Below are 26,477 nucleotides of genomic sequence, written 5' to 3' on the forward strand. Positions count from 1 at the left end.
GGCGATATTTTGGGCGCAGGCCCTGCGCCCCTACCTCCTAAAGTGCTGGCTGATGTTGAATCCAAGGGTTAGCGGCTTCTAGTTGGGCTGCTAGACTAATGAGGGTAGATTCAGCCGCAGGTTTACCAATTAGCTGTACACTCAGGGGTAAACCATTGCTATCAAAACCGACGGGAAGAGCGATCGCAGGTAATCCAGTAGCATTTGCGACAGGACAAGGCGCGACCCAGTGGACAATTTTGGCGAATGTCTCTTCTGGACTCAAATCTGCCCATTCACCGACGCGAATGGGAGAATGGAGATAGACTGGTAATACCAACACATCCACAGTATCAAAAAATGCGATAATTTGCCGAGAGACAATTTGCATTTGGGAAAGTGCTTGCAGATATTCAGCAACAGAACCATTTTTTGCGAATAACCACTGGTTCAAAGGTTGCAAAGCTGGTGACGGGATTCCCGCTGCTGCTATTCCTGCTTGCCAAACTACTTTAAATGGTTCGATTAAACTGCTAAAATCTGGATATTTTTCCTCAACTTGATGTCCAAATTGTGCTAGTAATTCAACTGTTTTTAATACTCCTTGTTGACAGTTAGCGTCAGCTTCTCCAAAAGGAAGAATATTGGTACTAAAGGCAATTTTTAAAGGATCTAATTTAAATTGAGTTGCAGACAGAAATGATGGTTGGGGATCTGGTAGCCAATAAGGATCACCAGTAACGTAGCCAGAGATGACATCTAACATAGCGGCTGCATCCGCCACTGTGCGGGCAAGGGGACCATCAACAGCGATGCCCCCCAAGCGATCGCCTACAGGGGCTTTAGAAACTCTTCCCCTGGCTGGTTTGATGCCCACAACACCACAACAAGCCGCCGGACCACGCACCGAACCACCACCATCTGAACCTTGAGCGATCGCACTTAATCCTGCTGCTACCGATGCCGCTGCACCACCACTAGAACCACCCGGAGTATATTCTAAATTCCAAGGGTTTCTTGCTGGGGGAAATCCCATAGGTTCGCTGTAAGGATAAGAACCTAATTCGGAAGTTGCGGTTTTACCCAGAATAATAAATCCCGCTTGTTTAATTTTCGTCACCACGCCATCATCATGATTGGCAATATTGTTCAACAGCGCTGGATTTCCATAAGTACAAGTAACACCTGCAACTGCACTTAAGTCTTTAATAGAAATTGGCACACCAAAAAACGGCGGTAATTCGGAAATGGTCGTCAGTAATTCCGTTTTATTTGTAGCATCAGCGATCGCTAAATCTGCCGTAACTGTAAAATAACTCCCCAATTGGGGATTCAAGCGTTCAATTCTTTCCAAATATACTTCCACCAACTCCAGCGGCGACACTTCCCGTAGACGGATTAATTGTGCTAACTCTAAAGCCGGAGTAAAAGCTAAATCATTGCTATTCATTTTAACTTGTTGCAAAAAGGGAACAGGTAATGAGTGTTGACACTCATTTTCACCAGTTTAGAGCTTCAGTCAAAAAAAAGATGCTTTAGGTGAAGGTTGAAAATGCCTATTTTCCCAACTGTTAACTGTTTGGCTCTGATGTATGGGCGATCGCTCAATTATTGGTTAAATTGTATCTTCTAAGTATTGCAATCCCCAGTGATACAAAGAACGCATTAATAGATTGTTGAGATTGGGGGGAGTGCTAACTTTCTTGAGTAGTTCCATCATCAGCTTTTTAATGATTTGTGGTGTTGTTGGTATCTTAACTCCGTCAAATCCATTGTTAGCCCAAAGATAGCCAATTTTCGTTGAAGTTATAGATTCGCCATCATGAATAATTGTGTTGCGCTTTTTCCTAATATCGGCCATTAATTTTGACCATTTATTATCTTCTTTGAATTTATTGTAAATACACCAACCTTGCATTAATTCTGCTAGACTTGGTTCATCTTTATTACTTACTATCCAACCTTTAGCAGTCCAATTTTGGGCTGTTGATTGAATATACAATAATTGTTCTAAAAGTTGGACAAACTGAATAAATGCAGTGGTGTAATTTTCTCGGTTTAGAGAAAGTTCTAAGATAATTGTTGATTCCCAAAGTTTGCTAAGATTATCAGTCTGTATTTTTTGGATTTGATTTTTCCAATTGATGATTTTTTCTGAATCAGTTATTTTACTAACATCATTACAACCTATCCAATCTTTGAGTTTTTGGTGAAAATCATGATTAGATTCCCAGTTACTATATTGTGCTAAAAAACCAGCTAATTTATATAATACTGAATGACGACTTTCATGAACTTTTAGCCAAATTTGGGCTTCCGAAAAATCCCCTCTTTCCCAAGCTGATTTAATCTTTACTTTTTCTAACGCCCAGAAATATTTACTCATAGTAATAAGTTGAAAATTCTGGGAATGATTAGCAGTAACTAAACCATTTTCTAAGGTGGTAAAAAATTCCTTTGGTTCATCGGGACTAGCATTAAATACTTTATATTGACGGACTAAAGCTGCTGCACAAATTTCTACATTAGAAGCAATTACAGGGGTACATCCTTTAGTTTGAATCCAGAGAACAAACTCTTGATTTTTGTTAGCATTGATAGCTTCTTTCAAAACCAGGTGTTCTAATTCTTCTCGAATTTCATCACTATTACCAGCATTAATTTTTGGGGCGTGAACATCAACTCTAATATCAGGGAATAAACTTTTAATTTTTCCTTTCATTAATTCTGCTAACCATAAAGTATCTAATCGGCGAAAGTTCCAGGTAATACTTTCCGGTTGGTCTGTTCCCCATAGGATAATATGTTTTAAGCCTTGTTTTACTCCTCCTTCAATGACAGTTTTATCTAACAATAATTCGACATTACTAAAATCACCACCTAACCATACTTGACAGTAATCATAATATCTTTGACCTAAATCTCGACCACTCCAGGGATAGGTTTTACGATCTTGGTCTTGATGTTTACCCCGTTCTATTCCTAGTTCTTGATAGAGTTCGTTGATATGTGGAGGATAACTAATATTACCATCTGCACCAAAGGAACGGATAAGACCATCTTTACACCGCCAGCCTATTTGTCGAGTTCCTATGGTAATGATGAGGGTGCTAACTTGATTTGTGTTATTTGTTGTTGTCATAGTGGGAAGATTTGAACTTTACTTTGTAATGTTTCTAAATATTTTCGGCGTGGATTTTCATTAGCACCAAATACTGTTACTACTTGGTAATTTCCTAAATTTGCAATCCATACAGGGGAAGGAATAACCTTATTACCTTGAGTTTTACCGCAAAGATTACCGTCATAATTATTATTAAATTTTAGTTCATCACTATGTAAAACTGATAGGGCATAAGATTTACCGAATTTTTCGTCTCCAGAACATACAAATATGCGACAATTTGCGTCTATTGCTTCTGTCCATTGGTTATTTCTAACTATTCCACAAGTTCTTAATTGTCCAGAATTAAAATTAACACCTAAGGTTTGTAATGCTTCATAAAAATTCCTGATTTTAGTTTTGAATAATTCTTGAAATTGTTTAGTATTATCTGGTAATGTCCAAAAATTATCATCACTTTCAGTAATTAAATTACAGCCACGATACCAAGGAGGACGGGGAGGATTACGATTTTTTCGAGAATATAATGGTCTTCTTGCACCTTGACCAATACCACCCAAATGAAACATTAACCAGGTGAGATTTTTTATTAATTTCTCTAAGTTCTGTTTTTGAGACTGGGGAATTTCCGGTGAATAGTTTAATGTGAGTATTCCTGATTGTTCACCAAAATCATCGTTTTGATTTGTAGCATTATCTCTAATAGTTTTTCCTTCTAATACTCTGACCATTAACCAGCCATATTGTTTACTAGGATTGATCCCTCCAAAGATTTTATTTTCCCATTCTTGAACTTGTGTAGGTTCTAAAACCCCTAATGCAAAGGTTCTAAACCAATAACGTAACATTGATTTAAAGGCTACCGGGCGGACTTCTGAAGTAGCTATATTGTCAGTTCTTAACTTACCATTATTATCAGTTCTAAATCTACCATCATTTCCCCTTTGATAAGGTTGGTTAACATTTCTAAACCTCTGTCTACCATGTATTAACTGGCCTTCTATAACAAATTCAACTCTAAAGAATTCATGATTCTTCTCAAGTTTTCCTGCGGGATTTAATTGACCATAACCAGTGTTAACTTGAGAACCTACACCAGCTTGTAAACCTTTGATTAACCACTGTTTGACTTGTTCTAATATATCGTTATCCTGGCAGTTACTAGCTAATCTTAACCCAATCACAAACATGGGCTTTTCTAAACTGAAAAATGGGTTAGGATTGGGGCTATATTTAGGTGTATTATTGGCTGAATTATTATCCCATTGCCAAATATTATTAGCTATATCCACAGCTAATACATTTTGATTTTGATTCGGTAAAGGATAAGCGTCTAAGAATACAACTTTACCCGCTTGATTGGCTTTATCTTGAGTTTCTACTGAACCAAAATAGGAGGCAATTTGTTTTTCTGCTTCTTGCCATTCAATCTTGTCTTTAGCCATGATTTCCCTAATGGCTTGGGTTCTGGCTACACCCCGTAAGCTGCTAGAGGGAATATAAGGAATACCCAAAGCATCAAAAGCGGGTAATAAAATACTTTCTGGTCCTCTATGTCCTCCTACTCTAATTCTCCAAGGACATTGAACTTTAAAACTTTTTTGGGCTATTAATTCAGTACGTTTTGTTAGTTGTTGTAATCGCTGGGAATATTTTGACCCTTGTTCGGCCATTTGTAATATTTGTACCTTAGTGGAGTCTTTATAATCATGATTGGGCGATAGCGAAGCGCTGCTGCAAGCAGTTCGCATCCAACGGAGATATTCTACAAAACTGGCTTCTGGATGTGGTTGAGGTGGGTTATCTGGATTCAACCAGGGAGACGGGATAGGAGGCTGATTATTACCACCACCATGACCACCAGGATTACCATTGCCGCGACCATTATCACCCACAGGAACGTTAATTACTTTTCTGGGTCTGTTTACATCTGGTGTGGTAGGTGCAGGTGGTTGAGGTCTTCTAGGTTGATTGGTTTGAGGTCTTTCAAATACCATAATTTTATTCTCCTTCAATACCTGCGTAAATTGCAGTAGCCCAAAAACTAAATTCTTGTGCTAAAGCTAATCCCAAACCTGTGATACCTAAATATTCATCTGTGTTAAGATTTTTTAGTGTTGTTAAACCTTGTTGTCCAGATAAATTTTGTGTTTCTGAAATAGTTTGCAAACATTCAAAGAATTTTTGTACTACTTGTCTTTTACCCATCATGCCATCAGGTAATGCCATTTCCTCGGCTTTTAATCGCATTATTCCCCAAGTAGAAAGATAGGTATAAAGTTCCACTGCTTGACTTTTTTGTTGTTTTAAACGAGTGTCATCTTGACGGTGTAAATTGCGTAAATTATTTAAAGCGTCATAAGTTGGTGTGGCAATGGTTCTAGGGTCAAATGTCATATTAATTTCCTTTTTCTGACTACACTTTTACAGACTAAAAATCTTTTTTACACAGGAAATTATCGTTTTCATCCTGGACATCCTGATATGGCTTACGCCACGCTTTGCTATCAGACAAATTTTCTAATTCTCTTTAGCAGTTGACATCCACTGTTGCACAAAACCCCGTCCTAAACTTTCTTGTCCGCCAATTTGTAATATTTCCTTGTCTGCTAATAAAGTTTTAAAATCTTGATAGGATTGTTGTGATTTTCCATTAGCTTGTGATGTAATTCCCCAAGGTAAATACATTAATGTATCGGGTGGAATTGCTTCCTCATAACGGAAACCACCATTTACAGATTTATGTTCATCGAGTTTAATTTTTACCTGTCTCCATAAACTCATTTGAATTAATGTGGCACAGTGTTTATCAGGTAAAACCAATAACCGATTTATAGAAACTGTAGCATCACCTTTTGGTACAAATTGTTGTAAATTTTGTCCTGGTTGTAATTGATTTTTTGGGATAATTGCATCCTTTAAATAAACCGGAGAATTATTATTAAAGTTACAACTGTATTCTACAGGTATGGGTAATTTACCTCCTTGTAAACGTTGCCAACGTTGTAATAAAAGGGGACAACTAACCCAAACTACACTATGACTTAATGATGGTACTGGCAACCATAATATAGAAGCGTCACCAATCCAAATATTACCCTGTTCTAGTTGTCCATCTTGTAAATCATTGCCAAATAGTTGATATTTTTGGTCTTTATCTGTAGCTAGTGAACGGACTTTACCACGAACTGTACTAGAAGGAATATAGGGTAAATTAGTATGAGATTCACGGGCAATTCCTAATAAATTACCTTCCTGAGTTGTGCCACCTGTATGTAATGGTGAAAGTAGATATAAATAAATGTATTCCATTATGATTTCTCCTCACTTTTTCCTTGATATTTAATCCACAACATTTCTGAATAACCCAATTGTCGCCAATTGTTTACACGGTTTTTTTTATAATTTGGTAAAATTTCTGTATCCTGAAACAACCCTTGAGGTTTTTCCAAGTAGTACAATGTCCCCGGTGGTGCAGCAAAAACTTGGGGTGCAGTAATGCTTTTTGTAATGCTTTTTGTATTGTCTTCTTTCTCCCTAATTCTACAACTAATTGGTACTGGTTTATCTGTGGACATACTCACAAAAATACCGTCTTTGAGTTTCCATTCCCAGGGATAAGGACGACATAAGGAAACTTTTTGATTATGCTTATTTGTGTGCGGTCTTTCAAAAACTCCAGGAGTAACTAGATAAGCTATTGATTTGGTATCAGCTTGAAAATTACTATCTGAAATATTTTGTAATTCTTGCCATTGTTCCCCCAATTCTGGACAAGATTCTACTATGACCCTGTGTCCTTCTCCTCCCAATCTGATTGTCGCAGGTGTTGTAATTTCGTGATTAATGCCTATGGCAAAACTCCAATTTTGATGTAGTCTAATAGCATTTTCTACAAAGTAACCATCGGCATCTTTGACTTGTTTTGTTCCCGGTTCAATACTATTATGAGAACGGGTTTCTTCTTGCCAAGGTTTATCTTCATGACTATCTTTAATTATGTTCCAATCATTTTTATCTATTTCCCCGGTTTTTAAATATTCCTTAACAACACAGGATGGTAAATATTGTCTGAATTTTGTTTCTAATCCATTGCCTTTAACCAAATCATCATCTTCATCATCATTTTTTTTATTATGAGGTTTAACTAATGGACAAGGTTGAGTTTTATCCCATAAGGCATTATTGATATAAGATTCTGTTTCCCAAGTTAAAGGGACAAGGGGTACAGATTTCACAAAACCTAAAGGACGGGGAAGATATAGGGTATTTTCTGTGTTTTGATAACAAAGGAATGGACCGAAAATTTTAAAGTCTTTCCTTTCCCCCAATATTCCCCTAAATGCACCAGCTATAGTATGACCATTAGGAGGAAATATACTACCAGCCCATGCCCTTTCCTGTGGTGAAAATGGTTTAGCATCTCTTAACATTAAAATATCTAATGGTGTGAGTTTGTACCAATTCATTAATTCTCACCTCCTACTTTTATATCACGGTTACGTTTGACAAATGCCGCTAGTTTTAACCAACTTTGAATTTCATTATCTAGTTGTTTGGTTTCGGTAGTAATAAACAATGCTGTTAAAAAGTTTGCTAACTGTTTTTGAAACTTTGTTTTCACATCTTCATCATTTTGGAATTGGTCACGGCGATCGCAAAATGCTTTTGTCCAAGGTACAATAGCTTCTAAACTCGGTGCGGGGTGTTGACTCCATAAACTCGCAGCTTGTTCAAATATCGCACTTTCTAAATCATTTGTGATTAATTGCTGCCATTCAGAAAAAACATCGAATTTAGCAGTAGATTTTAAGGTATTACCGTTTCCGTAAAGTACCCGCACTTGTACAGCGTCTTTTTTATTAAAACAGGCTTTTTCTCCATGTTTTTCAGTTGGTATGAGGCAACTATGATGATATTCGTGTTTTTTCGCTGCGTCTTCCGCTTCCCACAGGCTTTCTAAAGCTATTGCTAAGGGTACAGAATGATGGGAAATTACGATACCAAAACTAATTGTAGCCTCACTTCCCATTGTAAATAATGGACGGTCAACTAAACCAACTTTTTCACCATCATCTTTTAAATATTTCCAATAATCACCCTTATTACTAAATTCTTCACGGGGGTCTTTTGCACCTCTAAAACATTGACGGATATCCCATAACCATTTATCCCATTCCCACAGATTCGTATAGGCTAAAACATCATCACCTCCACCATAAATTAATCTACCTGCATAACGGTTTTGTGTCAAATAGGGAACTAATTGATTAGAAAAGTCTAATAACGCGCGACTTAATGCACTGTGGGTACTAGGTCCCATGCGTTTTTGGATTTCTAAAAACTCTGGAAAGTTAGTTAATGGTAAATTAGCTGTTCTGACTTTTTCCTCAAAACCATCAGGAATATATTCGCGGTAGGGTTTCATTTTTGTCCCCTTTAACCATTCACTCATACTATCACCATCACCTGCTGCTAATACATACCAATCTGATGGGTTATTGTTGGGATAGCATTGACTGAGAATTTGATTAATTCCTTCGGTATATTCTGCTTTTAATGCTTCACTATTTGGTAGATCTTCTAATATCCAACCTGCATTAAGTAAACGGGGATGGTATTTTTTAAGATTCTGTTTTTTATCTATCCAAGGAATACCCCATTTACCTCTCATTTCTGTGAGTGTATTCTCGATATCAGGGTATTTCTCAATTATGGCTTGACAAGCTTTTTCAAAATTACGTTTATGTTCAGGATTACTTTGATTAACTTTCAAATATCCGGCAACTCCAGAGGTTAAATCTGGATAGGATATCTCTAAATCTACTCCTAATAATTCTGGTAAAACCTTATGTAAACCCCGCTTTAATACCTCCGTAGCATTTAACTGTTCTCTTCCATCAAAAAACCCTGCTTTATGCTTCCAAAAATATTGGGTTTCACCTTCCGTTATCCAGTCTTTTTTATCTTGATCTTGATTACCAGGACTGACAACTGGACCAATACCAGAAATTGTCGAACGGGGTCCAAAGGCTGTGGGAAGTTCCCAATTTCTAGCATTTTTAACCGCTGTTAAACTAGCACGGGTAGCATCGAAAATATAACCCCACCATGAACCTATATTAGCACTAAATCCTCTTTTATATATCTGTTGACGAATTTTATAAGATTCTTGTAATAAATCTTTTTCTTTTTCTTTGAAAAGCTGATTTTCATTGATTAAATTGTAAGTTTCATTTTGTGCTTTTGACCAGTTTTCAAATTCTTGATTTTTGTCTTCGTTAGCAGAAAATTTAAATTCTTCTTCTGGTTTACCAATGGGTAATGCTGTCCAGTAGGTTTGCCACTGGGATTTTAACCAACCTTGCCATCTGGTATGATGGGGATATAAACTTTTCATCCAATGACGTTCATTTTGTAATTCTTTTAATACTAAATCCCCCACTTTTAACCATTCTTTTAACAAGGTTTGTTGGGCTGTTTGCATTGCTGCTTGTACTTTGCCTTCTGGTAATACCAATACTATCACATTAGGAAAACCAGCAGTTAATAATGATTCTGGTGATGGTTGGTTTATATATGGCGAAAAATCTCGATATTGTTGTACCAACCAATGATCTATTAATGGTTGTTGATAAAGACTAGGATAAAGTAAGGTATCTGGTCCATATTGATTGGCTAGTTGCCAACAAACTTTGGCTGATAGATAATGTAATAACCAAGAACCCGCCCAAAAATCCCGCATTTTGCGACTAGATTTAATTAATTCCTGTACTGGACTAAAACTAAATACTGCTAAATAAGGATGAGAAACTGCTTTACCTCTTGGCCAGTTTTTAATTTCATCTAATGTTAAATCATATCCAGCAAAACCACCAGCTAAGGCTGATGTCATACTTACATGACTCCAAATTGAAGCATCGGGAATCCTAGTTTCTGCTGGCATTAACATTAATGAACTATCTTCATAGATATCACAGGTGACTTTAGGTAAACAACGCCATAGCCACCAATATAATTCTTTAATTTTGGGAATATTATCTTGAATTTCATCTTGAAATTTTTGTGGCGCTGTTTCTAGTATTTCTAATAATCTCTCTTCTTTTGTAGATAAAAAATCTGCACGTTTACCATTAATTAATTCCTGATGAAAATTAACTTTTAAATTTTGTTTTGCACCAGATAATAAATGTCTAATTTCTAGTCCCTTGTTAGGATTATTACCTTCTGCATAATTTACAAAGGCTGTAGTACCACCAATTGCAGATCTATCACTTGCTGAAGCAACATGATCTGCTAAGAGGATATTTGCTAATGCTTTACCACGAGAATCATCCGGGGTTTTGCCAATTTCAACCCAAGGTTTCATTACTTCTAGTTGTTTATAGAAGCTATTTTTACCCCGTCCTGTATTGTCATGTAATGCTTTTAATACAGGGTCATGTAATAACCCCCAAATCTTAGCCCGCCAATATTCTGCTGTCATCGGTAGATTCCCTGTGTAGCTTATAAATGAATTATAAGAGCGGGATTCAGTATTTGTCTAGGAATCTAAAATATCTCAAGATTTTTGTACGGTTTTCTCTAACTCTTACTCTGTAAGCTTTTCCTCATTTTGAGAGTTTTATTACAAATATTTTTTTGTCTTTGACATGGGTTCTTGTTTATGCAGCTATCAAGTTACAGCGTTTCCCTTACCAAACATTGATTGATAGTTAAAATTTACTGATTCTCAAAATATCAGTAAATTCTCTATTATGTATTTATATATACTGCTGATCATCCCCTCCTTCCCCTGTTTCTATTCGATTAATATCCCCAGCGAGTGGGAATATTGAATCTAAATAGGTATCTGTTTCAGGATTAAAGTGTTTTCATTCAATTAATATCCCCAGCAAGTGGGAATAGTAATGCTGGTTAGTGGTGTCATTTCTACAAGTGCTTGTTTCCATTCAATTAATATCCCCAGCGAGTGGGAATATACCATCTTCATATTCCTTAAATATTTCTAATATTTGAGGGGTAGTTTCCATTCAATTAATATCCCCAGCGAGTGGGAATAAAATAGCCGTGACATAGAATAAAAGAACTTAAAACGTTTCCATTCAATTAATATCCCCAGCGAGTGGGAATTCAGGATGCTCATAGTATTCCACTACAAGGAAGCAGCAAAGTTTCCATTCAATTAATATCCCCAGCGAGTGGGAATATGACTAAACAATTCTCTCAGTATGTAAGTCAGGTTATGTTTCCATTCAATTAATATCCCCAGCGAGTGGGAATAAAAGCCAGCTTCAGTCATTAAACCTTCTACTGCTGTTTCCATTCAATTAATATCCCCAGCGAGTGGGAATTTTAAGCCATGCTTATGAGTCAAGATACCTGCTGAGTTTCCATTCAATTAATATCCCCAGCGAGTGGGAATGCATGATTCATGATCTTGGCTTATCTGCTAACTTTAGGTTTCCATTCAATTAATATCCCCAGCGAGTGGGAATTCAAGTCTGATTAACCCATCATGAAGTAGGTTATAGTTTCCATTCAATTAATATCCCCAGCGAGTGGGAATAAGAAAAAACAGGAGACACAGATTATGACAACCTTAAGTTTCCATTCAATTAATATCCCCAGCGAGTGGGAATAGCCATTGCACAACACAACGCAGCAGAAGTTAACCAAGTTTCCATTCAATTAATATCCCCAGCGAGTGGGAATTAAACAAAGAAAAAAAACAGGAGACAAACACGATGGTTAGTTTCCATTCAATTAATATCCCCAGCGAGTGGGAATAAAGCAGAAACCACAACCTACAACTTTTGCGGATCGTTTCCATTCAATTAATATCCCCAGCGAGTGGGAATCTCAAAAAGCTGTTAAGAAAGTAGTTGATTTCTTAAGAGTTTCCATTCAATTAATATCCCCAGCGAGTGGGAATCCCTTCATTTTAACCCCTTACTGTGCAAAGAGTCTAGACCCACTTTCCGAAGGTCAGCAAAAACCACTGCCAACCAGCCCACAAAACGACCATTAAAAACCGCGTAACCCTTATCCAATAAGCAACCGAAGTTCACAACCATAAAATCAACACCTCAGCCATTTTCCCTAAACCACGGCTAACGCCACACTATGCTGTTGAAAACAAACTAAATAATAATTGAACTAGGTGGTTCAATCACAGGTATTCCCACACCCCAAGTTTCCACTTGAGATAGAGTATGTCGAGACAAAGGATAAAACCTGACATTATCTTTTTCTAACTTCAGCTTTTTCCGCAAATGACGACGTAGGTCTTGATATTTTTCTGTACTCAATTGACATTCAAACACAGAATATTGTACACGCTGTCCATAACCCTCCAATAAATCAGCTACTTTTTTGCGCCGTTTATTACAGGGAATATCATAAGCAATCACATACAAAAACATAACATAATTTTAGTCAATCCGATATGGTTGATAATGATGACTAGGATTGTAAACAAACTGCTTAAAAGCCTTCACCTGTTTAGTTAATAAATCCCATTTTGGTTGTTTAATTCCCTCATCAGTTTGTATTTCTTCAGACATCCTTTGTAAAAACGCCCGAAGAAATTTCTTCCTTCCCGCATCATTCAAATAACAACCACCATTCTTAAACTCAAAATCAGCTTCAGAATTAACAATTTTGCGATTAATTAACCACATCACTAAAGAATCTATAAGTGGGGCGCGAAACTCCTCAATTAAATCAGAAGCCAAGGCTGCATGACCATCATGAGCCTGATGTAAACAAGCATAATAAGGATCAAGTCCTTGAATTTCAATTAACGCTAATAAATGATTCCAAAGCACTTGATAACCAAAACTTAGCATGGCATTGACTGGGTTTCCTGGAGGACGACGACTCCGACCGGAAAACACAAAATCAGGGTTTGTTAAACATTCACCAAACGCCGAAAAATATTGAGCTGCACCTGCACCTTCAAACCCCATTAACCGTTCTAAATTATCAGCCTGTGCTACTTGGTCAGCTAGATAATCTAAACTTTGTAAAACCCGTTCTAAAAGCTCCGATTCCCTTTTTTTCTTTTGTCTTCGTAACAACACCCTACTATTTTTTAACTTACCTTTAATCATAGCCCTAGCAGTAATCAACTTTTCTATAGGAGATAATTGTTGTTGATAACGTGATAACTGCCGATATCCCTTAGAAATGGGTAAGATTCTGCCATAGCAATAACCCATGCGTGATAAATAAGCAATAGGAATATCTCGCCATAAACAAGCACGAATAACTTGGGTGGTTATTTGGGATTTCCCAAAGATCAGAATTTGCTCTAACAGAGGTAATTGCACTTCAGCATAAATAGTTTCCCCTTGCTTAACTAGCAAAGTTTCTTTCTGTAAACACACATAGCAATTCTGCTCAGAAACATAAAGAGTTTGCATAGAATTATCAATTATTAACGCCACCAACGTTGTAAATTAGATTTCTTTGGAGAACGATATTTACCCTTTCCAGAAGATGTTAATTCTGCATTCTGTTCCGGTTCTAACCACAAAACAACTCTATCAGCTGCACTGGCAACTATATAAGTAGTAACAGTGACTAATATAGTATTAATAATTACTGCTGCTAAACCTAAAGGTGCAATCAACAAAATCACTAAAGTAATACCACCATTAACAGTAGATATAGAAACATTTCTGACAGTGGCAGAACGTCGGGAAATATACATTGTGCTAAAAAGACTGACTTCAAAGTAATGATATTGACTACCATAACCGCAGAATTAGCCAAAAGCTAGAAAAAGGTTATAAACTAAATTATTATAGTTATCTTCTCTATAGCAATATTGACAATGCTTACAGCCAAGTTTTATTAGCATTCTAAATATTTTCTTTTTGCACTGAGATTAATTTACTATAAATTCCTGCCAGTGATTCCTTTACCATGCTTAAAAAACCTACTCACCCCTATAGAGAACGGTTAGCGTTTGAACGCTTACTGCTGTTAATTGCTACATTATTAAAACATCCAGGTATAGGTAGTCCTGATTTTTTTGATCTCAGTAACAATGAAAATCATGATGCAATTAGTTCTGTGAAAGTATATCTGCAAAAATTAGCGGCAGAATTAGATATAGAATTACCAGCAGGATATCCAGCAATTCCGACACTACGCAAAGATTTAGAAACCCTGAGACGTTATGCTATTCTTGATCGGCGGATGTATCGTTGGGGATATTATTTAGGTACTGGTGCGCTTTCCATCGCAGAATTAAAAGTAGCATTTAATGCTTTAGCCTCTCAAGCACAATATCAGGGTGATGCTCAAGCTAGACGTATTCATGAAACTCTTAGTAAAAGATTACGTGGCTTAGATATGGAACTCAAGGGTGATTTTTTTTATCCTACTCGGCAACATCTTAACCGTGCTATTATTCATACTGACCCAGAGGAAATGGTAATTCAGGGAGAAACCCGTGATACACTATTTCATCAATTGCCATTATTAGAAAAAGCCATTAGTAAGGGAGAAGCGATTGAAATTTCTCGTACTAATGACTTTTATGGTTTTAATAGAACTGGACGGATACAGATTTTTCCCCTACAGCTAATTTACCATGATATTGCTTGGTATTTACTATATGAATATTGTGAAAATGGACATTTAGCCATAGGAAGATTAAACCGTTTTAATAATCATTGTATTTTTATTAAAATCCTGCCTAGGGGTTTAGAAAAACAAAAAGAAAGTTTAGTTAAAGCATATAAGTTACTAGAAAATGGCTGGGGTTTAAATTTAGGTGAACCAGAACCGCAAAAATTAGAATTAGAAGGAACTCTCAACTTAATTAATGTGAAAGTCCGGTTTTTTCCGCCAGTATCAGCATTTATTTTAGAAGGGGAACTTCGTCATCCTCACCAAAAAATTACCACTGGATTTATTGATAAAACTGGGCAACATACTTGTATAGAATACACTGTAGATTTACCACCTCGGTCTTTAAATGAATTTAGTCGCTGGGTTTATCGTTACATGGACAAGGCAGAAGTGTTATCCCCTCCTCAATTAGTGGAACAACACCGCCAATCTGCACAAGCTTTATTTGACCGCTATTTTCATAGAGATAGATAAATCTCCTACTGGAATTTCAAAATAGCGATCGCAGTTTCCTTGTTCCTGATTGTGCTAAAAATATGGTTAATTATGGATGGTCTCCATTAAAACCCTGCCCGTTTAAAAATTTATGGTTAATTCTAGTCTTGTTGCCACACTCTATGTTAATCCTGTGACAGGAAACGATGCCAATACTGGTTCTCGTCCTGATCCCCTTAAAACCATTACCCGCGCCCTTAAACAAGCGAAAACATTAACAATTATTCAGTTAGCCAGTGGAACTTATAGCACAGCCAATGGTGAAGTATTTCCCTTAGTCATTGCACCGGGAGTATTAGTAGTAGGAAATGAAGCAAATAAAGGTCAGGAAACGATTATTGCCGGCAGTGGGGAATATCAAAGCTTTAGTTTTGGAATACAGAATATTACATTACTCTTACTAGGTGATGCCAGTCTTTTAGGTGTGACTGTGATAAATCCTGCCGGCAAAGGGACTGGGGTGTGGATTGAATCATCAATACCGACTGTGGCTAATAGTACATTTAAGGACTGTACTAGAGAAGGAATCTTCATTACCGGCAATAGCAAAGCAGGGATTGTGGATAATTTATTTATTAATAACAAAGTTTGTGGATTAGTCATAGCCAAGAATAGCAAAGGAGAAGTCCTGCGGAATGGATTTCAAAATAATGCCTTAGGCATAGCCATTAGTGACTTTGCCGCCCCTTTAGTCGCCAATAACCAACTTTCAGGTAATGGGACAGCGATCGCCCTATCTCGTGATGCTAAACCAGTATTACGGCGAAATCTCATCACCAGCAATACCCAAGGCGGTCTTTTAATCGCCGGTAATGCCATTCCCGATTTAGGCAGTCCCCAAGACCCCGCCGACAACATTTTTCGAGAACAGGGTAAATTCGATTTACAAAATGTCACAGATCAAAAAATTATCTCCGTCGGTAATCAATTAAGTATTCCCCAGGTAATTGGGGCCATAGATTTCATCGCTGCTACCGCTGACACCCCCAGTCAAATCGGAGTTAGCAGTAGATTTGCTGATTTAGAAGGACATTGGGCCGCTGCTTTCGTCGAAGCCTTAGTCAGTAAAGACATTATTAGCGGGTTTCCCGACGGCACTTTTCAACCAGCCACACCAATTACCCGCGCCCAATATGCAGCTTTAATCACCAAAACATTCCAGCTACCGGAAAGTAATCAACTCAATAAATTCAAAGATGTCAAATCCAACTTTTGGGCTGCCAAAGCCATAGCCAGTGCGTCCGATAGAGGCTTTTTGAAAGGCTTTCCCGATGGTACATTTCGACCCGGAAATAATATCACCAAAATTCAAGCAATAGTCTCCATTGTCAACGGTTTAAACTTAAGTGGTGGTAATCCTAACGTCTTAATGGTATACCGCGATCGCGTCCAAATTCCCAGTTACGCTACCAACGCTACCACCGTAGCTACGCAAAAACTATTAGTCGTCAACTATCCCCAACCAGATCAATTAGAACCATTGCGGGAAATTACCCGCGCAGAAATCGCAGTCCTAATTTATCAGGCATTAGTCGCCACCGGTCAAGAAAATCCCCTCCCCTCCGCCTATATTCTCAAACCAGAGACAGAGATTCCCTCCTTTTCCGATATTGTCGGCCATTGGGCAGAACCATTTATTCGGGCATTAGTTAGTATGAACTTAACCCAGGGTTTTGCTGATGGCACATACCAACCAGATCAAGTCATGAGCCGCGCTCAATATACAGCTTTAATTGCGGCCGCCTTTAATCCCCCAGCCAAACGTCCGTCCCCAGAATTTACAGACATAGCCAAGGATTTTTGGGCAGCTAATGCCATTGAAATCGCAGCCAGAGGTGGTTTTGTAGGCGGATTTAGCGATCGCACCTTCCGTCCTACCCAAAACGTCCAACGGCTGCAAGTCATCGTCTCCCTGGTCAACGGACTGGGGCTTGTGGCAACTGCTCAAAAAACCCTGACCTACATTGACCAAGAGAAAATTCCCGAATACGCCCGCACAGCCGTTACCATCGCCACCCAGCAAAAAATTATTGTTAATTATCCCGACCCCAATTTACTAGCACCAACCAGAGAAGCCACCCGTGCCGAAGTTGCAGCAATGGTGTATCAGGCATTAGTCGCCAGTCAGCGCACAAAAGTTATTAACTCACCATATATTGTTTTGCATATCAGCAATTGACAAGTAGAATGGAAAACACTGCCTATGACTTTTGCTGCTGGTGAAAAAAAACACTCATGTAGCTAAAAGTACGTTAGACTAGATGCGATGGGTGCAATGTTTATACCTATTGCCTATAACTCACAGCCCATGTTAACAACAGCCCCGGTCACTCAAACTTTCGCCGCTCCTGCAGAACTAGCAGCTAAGTTATTAACTCACTACAGCTTTGATCTTAACGGATACAATGTCAGTGAGTTGATTACCCAATGGCAATCTGAATATCCCCTGCATTGGTTACACTTGGCAGTTATTGAAGCTTTGTATCAAGGTCGTTATAAAGCCGTATCTGTCCAGCGAATCTTGACCTTTTGGCGACGAAAGGGCGAGACAACGTACCATTTCAATATGGAATTTGAGCGCATGATTTGTAGCAAATTTCCTGAACGGCTCACTTCTGTCTCCTTACCAGTTTTACCACCCACCAAACAGGAAATCAGGATGGAAGAATATAAAAATCTTCGTCTATTACCTGCTCCAGTGAGTTATACGTATCAAATAAATAATAATTTACAGTCAACAGAAGAAAAACGAGACTATGCTTCAAAAAGCCTAGCCCCAGCCCCTTCTTCTCAGCAATTAACCGAAAATATCAGACAAAAACAAGTTATTGAGGAAATTTCACCCCCACCAGCCCAACAGTTGATGCTACCAGCAACAGCCAATCATCCCCCTATCGGTCAGTTTATGCCCCAAAAGAGCGATCGCACCGAATCCTTCACCTCCAAACTCAAATCCATGACCGGTGAAAGATTGGAGTTGGCATTTTGAGAAGAAGGCAAGAGGCAACAGGCAAGAGGCAAGAAAAATATCAATTCAATATTTCCCTGTTCCCTATTCCCTATTCCCTATTCCCTATTCCCTATTCCCTGTTCCCCATTCCCATTCCCAATTCCCAATTCCCCATTCCCATTCCCCATTCCCTATTCCCTATTCCCTATTCCCTATTCCCTGTTCCCTATTCCCTATTCCCTATTCCTGTGACTTGCACCATAAAATGAGCTTTTAGCTCATTTTATGCTTCAGGAAGTAGGTGTTCATTTTATTTCACAGTCTCAACCACTGATTTTAACCCTTTGCTATTAAAGAGGTCTACTGCTTTAGCGGCACTTTCTTGACTATTGAAAATTCCCACTTGCATCACCCTACGACCTTGCCAAACCTTGGGAAAAGCATCATTAACTAGAGAAACGACTAAATTCTCTTGCTGCTTATTGGCAACCATCACTAACACCCGGTAACTGACATTTTGACCAGTAGCCGTAGACATTTTGGGGTTTGATCTAGTGGCGGCTTGAGGGGCTACAAATTCAATAGCGCCCGAATCAAGTTGGGTATAATTAAATTGAGGTGAATTGGCTGAATTATTGGGTGATGATGGCAATTGATTGGGATTGGCAACAGGTTGAACTTTTAAGGGTGTTACCGTTCTTTGAGGGGGAGTAAAAGTGATAGGTTTGCGGACTGAACTTGATGTTAATGAAGGATTAGTACCAGAAATTCTGTCTGTAGATGCGGTTGTACCTTTCAAATCCACATTACCGCTGATGCGACTACTAACCAAATTATTTCCAGCCGCAGAAATTACCAACTTAGCAGCTTTGGCGTTGATATCAAGACGACTATTATTGCGGAAGATATTCTTTCCGGGGTCATAACTACTACCTAAATCTGGTTTAGCTTGGGCAATTACGACTAAACCATCTTCTCTGTTACCTTGAATAAGATTATTCCTTAACATCGGTGTAGCATTGGCTTGGATGATAATCCCCGATCTATTATTCTGAATTTGGTTAGCTACCACCACAGGAGCAGCATTTTGGGCAATATTAATCCCAAAACCAGTTTCTTGAAAGATATTTTCCCTGATTTCGGGGCGAGCATTCCCAGAAATAGTTATGCCATTAGCACCATTGCGAACAAAAACATTTTTACTAATACTGGGTGTGCCATCACCAGCGATCGCAATTCCATCTTGGGTATTATTAGCAAAGGTACTTTCCCGAACTAAAATATTACTGGATTCAATCCATAGTCCATAACCACGAGGATTGGTATTAGTAACGGTGACACCACTCAAACTAGCTTGGTTAGCACCAACAATAGTCACATTTTGACCACCAAACTTGCGGCTAAGAAATTCGCCACCACCGGTAATTCTCACAGTTTGGCCTTTATTGTTAATATTGCCTTGAATGGCTATACCTGGTTTCAACATTAAAGGAAATGCTTCTCCACTTTGGGTGCTATATGTACCAGAAGAGAGGATAATTACACTATTGGATGGTGATGCTTCTAAGGCTTGGCTAATTGTCCGCCAAGGTGCGCTGATACTACCATTACCTGTTTTGTCATTTCCTGTACTGGGGTTGACAAATGACTGGTTAATCTGAGAAATTGTTTTTTCACCTGGAAGTATTTGTTCGCTGACCTTCGGAACTTGAGCAAATACACCACTTACACTTGTCATCAAGAGTATGGTACTCGTCACTCCTAAACCAACTGTTAAACTCAGAATTGAGCGACTTAGGGATTTATGCCGGGTGTTCACAGATTTTTGGGGGACTATCATTTTTTTATAAAACTCCTCTAAAACTTATAGCAACAATACTGAAAGTCTATTTGGATCTGAGACTGGATATCAACAGCTACCTGGCAACTACTATACAATTATTTTTATACTATTTGTTAGTAGTATGTCCACGATGTGACGGGGATCTTGACTTGACCACGATTAGTTAGCAAATATTAAAATATTAAAATATAGGATTTACCCATTGACAAGATTCCCCAAATATGTATCATGAATTTTATCCCTTGTAGGGTGCGTCAGACATGATATTTTGACAAAAAAACAGATTTCCTCTATCTGACCCACCCTACTCAATAGCGTAAGTCCTAAAATATTAAAATATTAAAATATGAATCAGGCTGGCTATTACTATAAAAACATTAAAAATGAGGTTCTGTAATGGTTTCAGCCCATAGTCACACACAAAAAACTGTTTATCGCATTTTAGATGCTAATTTAGATCGCGCTCGTGAGGGTTTGCGAATTATTGAAGAATGGTGTCGGTTTGGTTTAAATAATGCCCGGTTTTCAGGTATATGTAAACACCTGCGCCAAGAGTTGGGTGTTTGGCATACGGCAGAAATCCGCGCCGCCCGCGATACACCGGGTGATCCAGGAACGGATTTAAGTCACCCCCAAGAGGAACAACGGGCTGATATTACATCGCTATTACAGGCTAATTTTTGCCGTGTACAAGAAGCATTGCGGGTATTAGAAGAATATAGCAAGCTTTATCATGAAAATATGGGTATGGCTTGTAAAGAAATGCGTTATCAAGTTTATACGCTAGAAAGTAATTTGATGGGTTATCAGCGTCATCAGTTATTATGGCGATCGCATTTATATCTGGTAACATCTCCCGCAGATAATTTATTCGCCATTGCCGAAGCAGCCCTTCAAGGTGGTTTAACTCTGTTACAGTATCGGGAAAAGACCGCTGATGATTTAGTCCGCCTAGAACGGGCGACAAGACTGCGGGAATTATGTCACCATTACGGTGCTTTATTCATTATTAATGATCGGGTGGATTTGGCTTTGGCTGTGGACGCTGATGGTGTCCATTTGGGACAACAGGATATGCCCATTGCTATAGCGCGTCAATTACTAGGAACTCAGCGGATTATCGGACGCTCGACCACAAATCCTCAAGAAATGCAAGGGGCAATTGCCGAAGGTGCGGATTATATTGGTGTGGGACCTGTGTATGAAACACCGACTAAAGCGGGTAAAGCCGCAGCGGGTTTAGAGTATGTGCAATATGTATCCCAAAATTGTCAAATTCCCTGGTTTGCGATTGGGGGAATAGATATGAATAATTTGAATGATGTGATGAATGCAGGAGCGCGACGGGTAGCTGTAGTGCGATCGCTTATCGAATCAGATCAACCTACATTGTCAACTCAGTATTTTCTTTCGCAACTGCACCGGATCAAATAAATCAGGCGTTGCTGATTAAGGGTATGAATTTTAGTCTCACGCAAAGGCGCAAAGACGCACTGAGGTTTGAGTTTTAAAGATTCAATTTGGGAATTTCATACCTCAATTCAGCAACGCCATAAATCAATAGAACCCCGGCGATTAGAAATCGCGGCTATACAAACAAAGTCCGCCTTCGCGGACTACTTCTGGTTTATATCCTACCTTCGGCACCCTAAACTGTCACACAACGAAAATTGGTCGTTTGGAGATTTGGTTTTAGCGAACTGCTTGCAGCAGCGCTTCGCTATCGCCTACCAATATTTCTTGGTTTTGGTACAAAATACAACATTAAATGGGGATAAAAATCAGAAAAAACCCATTGTGACACCGGGGGGTGCGGAATGTGGGTTACATCGTCAATTTTGGACGGAAACTCAAATCAAAAATGGCGATCGCTTGGAAGTAGTCACAATAGTTGGTGGTGGTTAATTCAACAAGCAGGAATAGATTCAGGACTATATAACCAGCAATGATAGGTTTTCCGTATTTTAAGGATTACAAATCGGCAGATTTTAAGCTAATTAGTTCTTATTTGCGGGATACTCAATACTACAAAACAAAGTGCATAATGTGGCAGACAAAAAAATGTTATGGGTAGGAATTGGTTGCCAAAAAGGAGTTTCTCAGAAACTAATTAATACTGCAATTAAACAAGTTTTTCAAAAATACCAACTTATATATAGTGAAATATCTGGAATTGCAACTATTGATAAAAAAGCCTCAGAAATTGGTTTAGTAGAATTTTGTAACTCAGAAAAGTTACCTTTAAAAGTCTTTAGTTCTGAACTTTTAAATAGTGTCCTTGTTCCCCATCCTAATCATAGTATTACTGAGTTAGTGGGAACATCTAGTGTAGCCGAGGCTTCGGCTATGCTTGCAGTCTCGAAAATCACATCTGCGAAAATAATATTATTAGTTCCTAAACAGATTTTTCGATTATCAGGGGAAATGGGAGCAGTCACAGTAGCTGTGGCTAAAAGTGATTAGAAACTAAATATTTAGTCAACGATATTAACTATTTGGTTAATAATACCAGAGACAATTGATAAAACAATTGAACCTAAAAAAGCAGGAATAAAACCCCGAATTTCAAAACCATAACCGGGAGTTATCGCACTGGCAAACCATAGAGTTAAACCATTAATCACCAGGGTAAATAAACCTAAAGTTATTAAGGTAATGGGAAATGCTAAAATCTGCAAAATTGGCCGGACAATGGCATTTACTAAACCAATGACAACAGCGGCAATTAAGGCAGCAGTAAAACTCGTGAGAATAATTCCGGGGACAATTTTAGAGGTAATTAACAATGCTACCGCAGTACCAAGCCAAGTTAAAATAAAGTGCTTCATAGTTTAATGTTATTGGGAAGTGCGTTTTAAGAAAACTTTCCATGTACCACCACCGACTACACCGTCAGGTTTTAAGCCATAACGAACTTGTGCAGCTTTGACTGCCGTTTCTGTGGATATTCCGAAATATCCGTCTATCTTACCATTTAAGAACCCCAAGTTTTGTAGTTGTTTTTGCAATTTAATCACTTCTGTACCACTCATGGATAAACGCAAAATTGGCCATCCTTCGTCAGTATATTGGATGCCGGGCATTTGTTGATCGGGAGGAGTGGGTTGAATGCTGGTATTTTGTGGATTTTTGGTGGTTGGGCGTTTGGTAATTTGTGGTTTTGTAACTCTTGCAGGTTGTGTGGGAACAGTTGTAAAACTACTGGCAGGTTTAGCTGTGGTAGCGGTAATAGTTGATGGGCTGGGAAATAGTTTTTGCCATGTGATATTATCTACATTACCAGTGGGGTTTAAACCGGCAGCTTGTTGAAATTGGGCGACGGCAATGACTGTACTTTGTTGATATTTACCATCTACAGCGCTCCCATAAAATCCTAAAAGCTTTAAAGCGGCTTGAAGTTCGGTAACTCGCTCACCTTGACTACCCATGTTCAGGGGCGGACGATTAATTTTAATGTCTGTGTTAACTTGGACAATTTTGAGTGGTGTGGCTGTGGAAATGAACCCAGTAGAAGTAATTAAGGCGGGTGTTGCGGTTAACAAGATTAAGCAAGACCAAGAATTTGCAATCATGTTGGGAATACTAGCTATCAAAGTATTTTTCATACAACTTTTGTATAATTTTCTGATGCTGATCTTACACTTGTTGCGATCGCTTTGTTAGTTGTTAATTTTTTGGGGATGAAGATCAAACATCACTGCATATTTCCAGGATTTTACTTTGTTGGGTTTTCTTGCGTCAACCCAACCGCAGTAATTCAAGGTTTTAGACGGTCCTAAAGCTTAGTCAATGTCTTCATAGAAGAGTCGCGCTCGTTGCCCACACTCACCCGTTCGCGCAAGCGTGCCACAAGGCATAGGGTATTGTGTGAAGTATGTCACAAAGTAGCTGTATGAATTGCTTCCTCTGGTCCTACTAAGGATAGATAAGGTGCTTGTAAATATTTACGAGCGGCGGTAATTGCTTCTGTGGTAGTCACATTATTAATTAATTCGGAAAACTGTTGGTCAAATTCAATCCCTAAACCCAAAATTTCATACCAACCATATATTTGAGCAATATGTCCATTAGTTTGTTTACCCAAAGCATATTGACCAATGATTTTATTTTTAGCAGTTTGTAATGCTTCTGCTGACAGTTCGGTGGTAGATAATAATTCTACTTCTTGGCGAAGTCCATTAAAGGCAACTTTGGTGTTTTCCGGTGCTGTCCCAATATAAACCACGAAGGAAGCGGGAAAAAGTCGAGTCGAATAAATAGCAGATACGTCATAAGCTAAACCTTGCTTTTCTCGCAATTCTACAAATAAACGACTAGAAAGACCATTCCCTAAATAGGTAGCAAGTAACTTGAGGGCTGCATATTCTGGGTTGGTTACTGATGGTCCTAAATAACCCAACATGATAATTGATTGTTGTGTATTTAGGGGTTTAAGACAGGGTTTGGGTGATGCGGTAATTGACGGTAAATTAAGAGGAGGTTGAGCGGAATCTGGTATTTCCCAATCACCAAAAATTGTTGTGACTAATTTCTCAGCTTGTTCTGCTGTAATGCGTCCAGCAATACTAATTACAATCTTATCAGGACGGAAATGAGTTTGATGATATTCTACTAAGTCATCACGGGTAATGCTGCTCATGGTTGTTTCATCACCTAAAACTGACATGGAGTAGGGATGATTTGGGTACATTACCTGACGCAGTTGTTCAAAAGCAAGTCCAAAAGGTTGCTCTTTTTGGGAACGAATATCTTGGATTGCTAACCGTTTTTCTAGTTCTACTTGATTTTCGGGAAAAGTAGGCGATCGCAATAATTGTCCGGCTAATGTTAAAATATCAATAAAATCAGCAGTTACAGTTTTCAAAGATAGCACAAAATAATCTGTAGCCGCATCTGTCCCTAAACTAGCCCCCACAGATTCGACTTTTTCGGCAATTTCTAAACTTGATAAACCATCACATCCCTTTGTCATTACCGCTGATAACAAATGCGCTAAACCAGCTTTTTCTCGCTGTTCATAACAACTACCAGCGCGAATAAAAACCCGTCCTGCAATAATATCGGCAGCTTGATTTTCTGATACTAATAAAACAATGCCATTACTTAATACAGTGCGATGAATTAGAGAGCGACTATTAATAGTTTGCATTTTTAATTTCACAGGTTAATAACTAACAAGGTTGGAGAATTGTCACAGCATAATTAGCAGGGGAAAGATACTGTTGAGCTAATTTTTGCAGTTCTTGAGGATTGAAAGACTGGATTTCTTGGGGATAGGTAACAGCTAATTCAGCATTAGCAATGGTATGATAATAACCATAAAAATTAGTTAGCTGATTTGGTGTTTCTGTAGAAAAGGCATAATCATTGCATAAAAACCTTTGAATCCGATTGAGTTCTGATGAACTAATTTCTTGATCTTGTAATGCTTGTAAATGATTACAAATCAACTCTTCAACTCGTTCCAGATATTCTGATTCTAACCAAGCTGTAATTGTCAATAAACTTGATTGTTGCTGTAGAGAGAAATCACAGCATATTTCTTGCACAAGTTGCTTTTCTTCCCGCAAATCAGATACTAACCGAGAAATTCTTCCTGCTCCTAACAGCGCTGATAATAATTCTAAACCATGAACAGCCCGCAATTGTTCTGCTCCCGGAACTTTCCAACCCATCATTAACCGCGCTTGTTCCAGTCTGGGTAAAATTAACTCATGACGACGAATTCCTTTAATTACCGGCGCTGCAACTTTGGTAAATTGGGGACAATGATCCCGTTGAGGAAAATCTGCAAATGTCCGGTTTACCAATTCCCTCGCGGCTGTTTCGCTAATTCCCCCCACAATTACCACAGTCATATTTTCTGGTTGGTAGTAACTGCGATAAAAGCAGCGCATAGCTTCTGGAGAATGCTGCATTAATTCTTGCTCAGTTCCCAATACAGAACGTCCATAAGGATGGTGTTGGTAAACATTTTTAACAAGAGATTGAAAACCCACCCAATCAGGATCATCATTATAACTACGAATTTCTTCTAACACCACATCCCGTTCCCTGATAAATTCATCGTCAGGAATGGCTGCATTCAGGAGTAATTCGCCTAAATGGGGGAGGGTATGCTCTAGATGATTAGCCGCAGTTGTAATGGAATAATGGGCGTAATCGTGGCTAGTTGCGGCATTACTCACCCCGCCGATTTTTTCGATGTGATAATCAAATTCCCCAGGCAGCAGGTTTGGTGTACCCTTAAAAATCATGTGTTCTAGAAAATGTGCCATTCCAAACCAGGGTTCTGGTTCTAGGTTAGTTCCCGCACGCACCCAAACGTCAGCTACCACTACGGGTGTAGTGGATATCTCTTGGTGAATGAATGTCAAGCCATTATCTAATTTGATAACTGAACCGGGAAACACGTTGTTAGTTAGTTGTTTTGACAATTT

21 protein-coding genes and 1 CRISPR repeat array are annotated in these 26,477 nt (G+C 38.5%); of the genes, 6 read left to right on the forward strand and 15 right to left on the reverse strand.

What is annotated here, in order from left to right:
• Positions 1 to 37: 37 nt before the first annotated feature.
• The 10 genes from CA730_RS16890 to csx18 all read right to left on the reverse strand — a co-directional run bounded on the left by CA730_RS16890 (position 38) and on the right by csx18 (position 13,820).
• Positions 38 to 1,429 (reverse strand): amidase, encoded by a 1,392-nt coding sequence (locus tag CA730_RS16890; RefSeq protein ID WP_096669040.1) that lies wholly within the window; start codon positions 1,427 to 1,429, stop codon positions 38 to 40.
• A gap of 165 nt (positions 1,430 to 1,594) precedes the next feature.
• Positions 1,595 to 3,121, reverse strand: a complete 1,527-nt coding sequence (locus CA730_RS16895) for a hypothetical protein (protein WP_096669042.1) — start codon at positions 3,119 to 3,121, stop codon at positions 1,595 to 1,597.
• Positions 3,118 to 5,100: a type III-B CRISPR module RAMP protein Cmr6 gene (gene cmr6 / locus CA730_RS16900; protein ID WP_096669044.1), complete on the reverse strand. Its 1,983-nt coding sequence runs from the start codon at positions 5,098 to 5,100 to the stop codon at positions 3,118 to 3,120. Before cmr6 ends, CA730_RS16895 begins: the two co-directional genes overlap by 4 nt.
• Positions 5,101 to 5,104: 4 nt before the next feature.
• On the reverse strand, positions 5,105 to 5,500 hold the full coding sequence (locus CA730_RS16905; protein ID WP_096669046.1) for a hypothetical protein: 396 nt from the start codon (positions 5,498 to 5,500) through the stop codon (positions 5,105 to 5,107).
• A 123-nt stretch (positions 5,501 to 5,623) separates the two neighbouring features.
• Positions 5,624 to 6,415, reverse strand: a complete 792-nt coding sequence (cmr4, locus tag CA730_RS16910) for a type III-B CRISPR module RAMP protein Cmr4 (protein ID WP_096669047.1) — start codon at positions 6,413 to 6,415, stop codon at positions 5,624 to 5,626.
• Entirely contained in the window at positions 6,415 to 7,572 is a 1,158-nt protein-coding gene (locus CA730_RS16915) for a type III-B CRISPR module-associated Cmr3 family protein (protein ID WP_096669049.1), read from the reverse strand. The genes cmr4 and CA730_RS16915 overlap by 1 nt, the downstream gene beginning before the upstream one ends.
• Positions 7,572 to 10,589, reverse strand: coding sequence for a type III-B CRISPR-associated protein Cas10/Cmr2 (gene cas10 / locus CA730_RS16920; protein ID WP_096669051.1), 3,018 nt, complete (start codon positions 10,587 to 10,589; stop codon positions 7,572 to 7,574). Before cas10 ends, CA730_RS16915 begins: the two co-directional genes overlap by 1 nt.
• Before the next feature lie 311 nt (positions 10,590 to 10,900).
• Positions 10,901 to 12,038: a CRISPR direct-repeat array (repeat unit 36 nt; unit sequence GTTTCCATTCAATTAATATCCCCAGCGAGTGGGAAT).
• Between the two features lie 208 nt (positions 12,039 to 12,246).
• Entirely contained in the window at positions 12,247 to 12,528 is a 282-nt protein-coding gene (cas2, locus tag CA730_RS16925; protein WP_096669053.1) for a CRISPR-associated endonuclease Cas2, read from the reverse strand.
• A 9-nt stretch (positions 12,529 to 12,537) separates the two neighbouring features.
• Entirely contained in the window at positions 12,538 to 13,530 is a 993-nt protein-coding gene (gene cas1, locus CA730_RS16930) for a CRISPR-associated endonuclease Cas1 (protein WP_096669055.1), read from the reverse strand.
• A 14-nt stretch (positions 13,531 to 13,544) separates the two neighbouring features.
• On the reverse strand, positions 13,545 to 13,820 hold the full coding sequence (gene csx18 / locus CA730_RS16935) for a CRISPR-associated protein Csx18 (RefSeq protein ID WP_096669057.1): 276 nt from the start codon (positions 13,818 to 13,820) through the stop codon (positions 13,545 to 13,547).
• A 215-nt stretch (positions 13,821 to 14,035) separates the two neighbouring features.
• Between csx18 and CA730_RS16940 the strand changes: the two genes are divergently transcribed.
• The 3 genes from CA730_RS16940 (at position 14,036) to CA730_RS16950 (ending at position 18,233) form a co-directional block, all read left to right on the forward strand.
• A complete protein-coding gene (locus CA730_RS16940; RefSeq protein ID WP_096669059.1) occupies positions 14,036 to 15,223 on the forward strand; it encodes a helix-turn-helix transcriptional regulator in 1,188 nt (395 codons plus the stop codon).
• Positions 15,224 to 15,335: 112 nt separating this feature from the next.
• Positions 15,336 to 17,423, forward strand: a complete 2,088-nt coding sequence (locus tag CA730_RS16945; protein WP_096669061.1) for an S-layer homology domain-containing protein — start codon at positions 15,336 to 15,338, stop codon at positions 17,421 to 17,423.
• 129 nt (positions 17,424 to 17,552) lie between these two features.
• Entirely contained in the window at positions 17,553 to 18,233 is a 681-nt protein-coding gene (locus CA730_RS16950) for a hypothetical protein (RefSeq protein ID WP_096671598.1), read from the forward strand.
• Between the two features lie 271 nt (positions 18,234 to 18,504).
• Here CA730_RS16950 and CA730_RS16960 read toward each other — a convergent pair whose 3' ends face one another.
• Positions 18,505 to 20,034, reverse strand: coding sequence for a DUF1565 domain-containing protein (locus CA730_RS16960; protein ID WP_096669063.1), 1,530 nt, complete (start codon positions 20,032 to 20,034; stop codon positions 18,505 to 18,507).
• Between the two features lie 399 nt (positions 20,035 to 20,433).
• Here CA730_RS16960 and CA730_RS16965 point away from each other — a divergent pair, with 399 nt between their 5' ends.
• The 3 genes from CA730_RS16965 to CA730_RS16975 all read left to right on the forward strand — a co-directional run bounded on the left by CA730_RS16965 (position 20,434) and on the right by CA730_RS16975 (position 22,500).
• Positions 20,434 to 21,471, forward strand: a complete 1,038-nt coding sequence (locus tag CA730_RS16965; RefSeq protein ID WP_096669065.1) for a thiamine phosphate synthase — start codon at positions 20,434 to 20,436, stop codon at positions 21,469 to 21,471.
• A 270-nt stretch (positions 21,472 to 21,741) separates the two neighbouring features.
• The gene (gene thiS, locus CA730_RS25735; RefSeq protein ID WP_157750013.1) at positions 21,742 to 21,942 is read left to right on the forward strand and encodes a sulfur carrier protein ThiS; all 201 of its coding nucleotides are present in this window, start codon (positions 21,742 to 21,744) and stop codon (positions 21,940 to 21,942) included.
• Positions 21,943 to 22,083: 141 nt separating this feature from the next.
• A complete protein-coding gene (locus tag CA730_RS16975) occupies positions 22,084 to 22,500 on the forward strand; it encodes a cobalamin biosynthesis protein (RefSeq protein WP_330221269.1) in 417 nt (138 codons plus the stop codon).
• 11 nt (positions 22,501 to 22,511) lie between these two features.
• On the opposite strand, the gene CA730_RS16980 is transcribed toward CA730_RS16975, so the two are convergent.
• The 4 genes from CA730_RS16980 to CA730_RS16995 form a co-directional block, all read right to left on the reverse strand.
• Complete coding sequence (locus tag CA730_RS16980) at positions 22,512 to 22,865, reverse strand: phage holin family protein (RefSeq protein WP_096669069.1); 354 nt, start codon at positions 22,863 to 22,865, stop codon at positions 22,512 to 22,514.
• A 9-nt stretch (positions 22,866 to 22,874) separates the two neighbouring features.
• Positions 22,875 to 23,642: a peptidoglycan-binding domain-containing protein gene (locus CA730_RS16985; RefSeq protein WP_096669071.1), complete on the reverse strand. Its 768-nt coding sequence runs from the start codon at positions 23,640 to 23,642 to the stop codon at positions 22,875 to 22,877.
• Positions 23,643 to 23,914: 272 nt separating this feature from the next.
• Entirely contained in the window at positions 23,915 to 25,186 is a 1,272-nt protein-coding gene (locus tag CA730_RS16990; RefSeq protein WP_096669073.1) for a M16 family metallopeptidase, read from the reverse strand.
• Positions 25,187 to 25,208: 22 nt separating this feature from the next.
• Complete coding sequence (locus CA730_RS16995) at positions 25,209 to 26,450, reverse strand: M16 family metallopeptidase (RefSeq protein ID WP_096669074.1); 1,242 nt, start codon at positions 26,448 to 26,450, stop codon at positions 25,209 to 25,211.
• Positions 26,451 to 26,477 lie beyond the last annotated feature (27 nt).

This window comes from Dolichospermum compactum NIES-806 (assembly GCF_002368115.1).
In the GTDB taxonomy this organism is placed as follows: domain Bacteria; phylum Cyanobacteriota; class Cyanobacteriia; order Cyanobacteriales; family Nostocaceae; genus Dolichospermum; species Dolichospermum compactum.

Bases quoted from the DNA above. Each gene is read 5' to 3' on its own strand.
- CA730_RS16905 (WP_096669046.1), bottom strand. From the start codon at position 5,500: ATGACATTTGACCCTAGAACCATTGCCACACCAACTTATGACGCTTTA.
- CA730_RS16890 (WP_096669040.1), bottom strand. From the start codon at position 1,429: ATGAATAGCAATGATTTAGCTTTTACTCCGGCTTTAGAGTTAGCACAA.
- CA730_RS16945 (WP_096669061.1), top strand. From the start codon at position 15,336: ATGGTTAATTCTAGTCTTGTTGCCACACTCTATGTTAATCCTGTGACA.
- CA730_RS16980 (WP_096669069.1), bottom strand. From the start codon at position 22,865: ATGAAGCACTTTATTTTAACTTGGCTTGGTACTGCGGTAGCATTGTTA.
- CA730_RS16960 (WP_096669063.1), bottom strand. From the start codon at position 20,034: ATGATAGTCCCCCAAAAATCTGTGAACACCCGGCATAAATCCCTAAGT.
- CA730_RS16990 (WP_096669073.1), bottom strand. From the start codon at position 25,186: ATGCAAACTATTAATAGTCGCTCTCTAATTCATCGCACTGTATTAAGT.
- cas2 (WP_096669053.1), bottom strand. From the start codon at position 12,528: ATGTTTTTGTATGTGATTGCTTATGATATTCCCTGTAATAAACGGCGC.
- CA730_RS16985 (WP_096669071.1), bottom strand. From the start codon at position 23,642: ATGAAAAATACTTTGATAGCTAGTATTCCCAACATGATTGCAAATTCT.
- cas10 (WP_096669051.1), bottom strand. From the start codon at position 10,589: ATGACAGCAGAATATTGGCGGGCTAAGATTTGGGGGTTATTACATGAC.
- CA730_RS16940 (WP_096669059.1), top strand. From the start codon at position 14,036: ATGCTTAAAAAACCTACTCACCCCTATAGAGAACGGTTAGCGTTTGAA.
- csx18 (WP_096669057.1), bottom strand. From the start codon at position 13,820: ATGTATATTTCCCGACGTTCTGCCACTGTCAGAAATGTTTCTATATCT.
- cmr4 (WP_096669047.1), bottom strand. From the start codon at position 6,415: ATGGAATACATTTATTTATATCTACTTTCACCATTACATACAGGTGGC.
- CA730_RS16895 (WP_096669042.1), bottom strand. From the start codon at position 3,121: ATGACAACAACAAATAACACAAATCAAGTTAGCACCCTCATCATTACC.
- CA730_RS16915 (WP_096669049.1), bottom strand. From the start codon at position 7,572: ATGAATTGGTACAAACTCACACCATTAGATATTTTAATGTTAAGAGAT.
- cmr6 (WP_096669044.1), bottom strand. From the start codon at position 5,100: ATGGTATTTGAAAGACCTCAAACCAATCAACCTAGAAGACCTCAACCA.
- cas1 (WP_096669055.1), bottom strand. From the start codon at position 13,530: ATGCAAACTCTTTATGTTTCTGAGCAGAATTGCTATGTGTGTTTACAG.
- CA730_RS16950 (WP_096671598.1), top strand. From the start codon at position 17,553: ATGTTAACAACAGCCCCGGTCACTCAAACTTTCGCCGCTCCTGCAGAA.
- CA730_RS16965 (WP_096669065.1), top strand. From the start codon at position 20,434: ATGGTTTCAGCCCATAGTCACACACAAAAAACTGTTTATCGCATTTTA.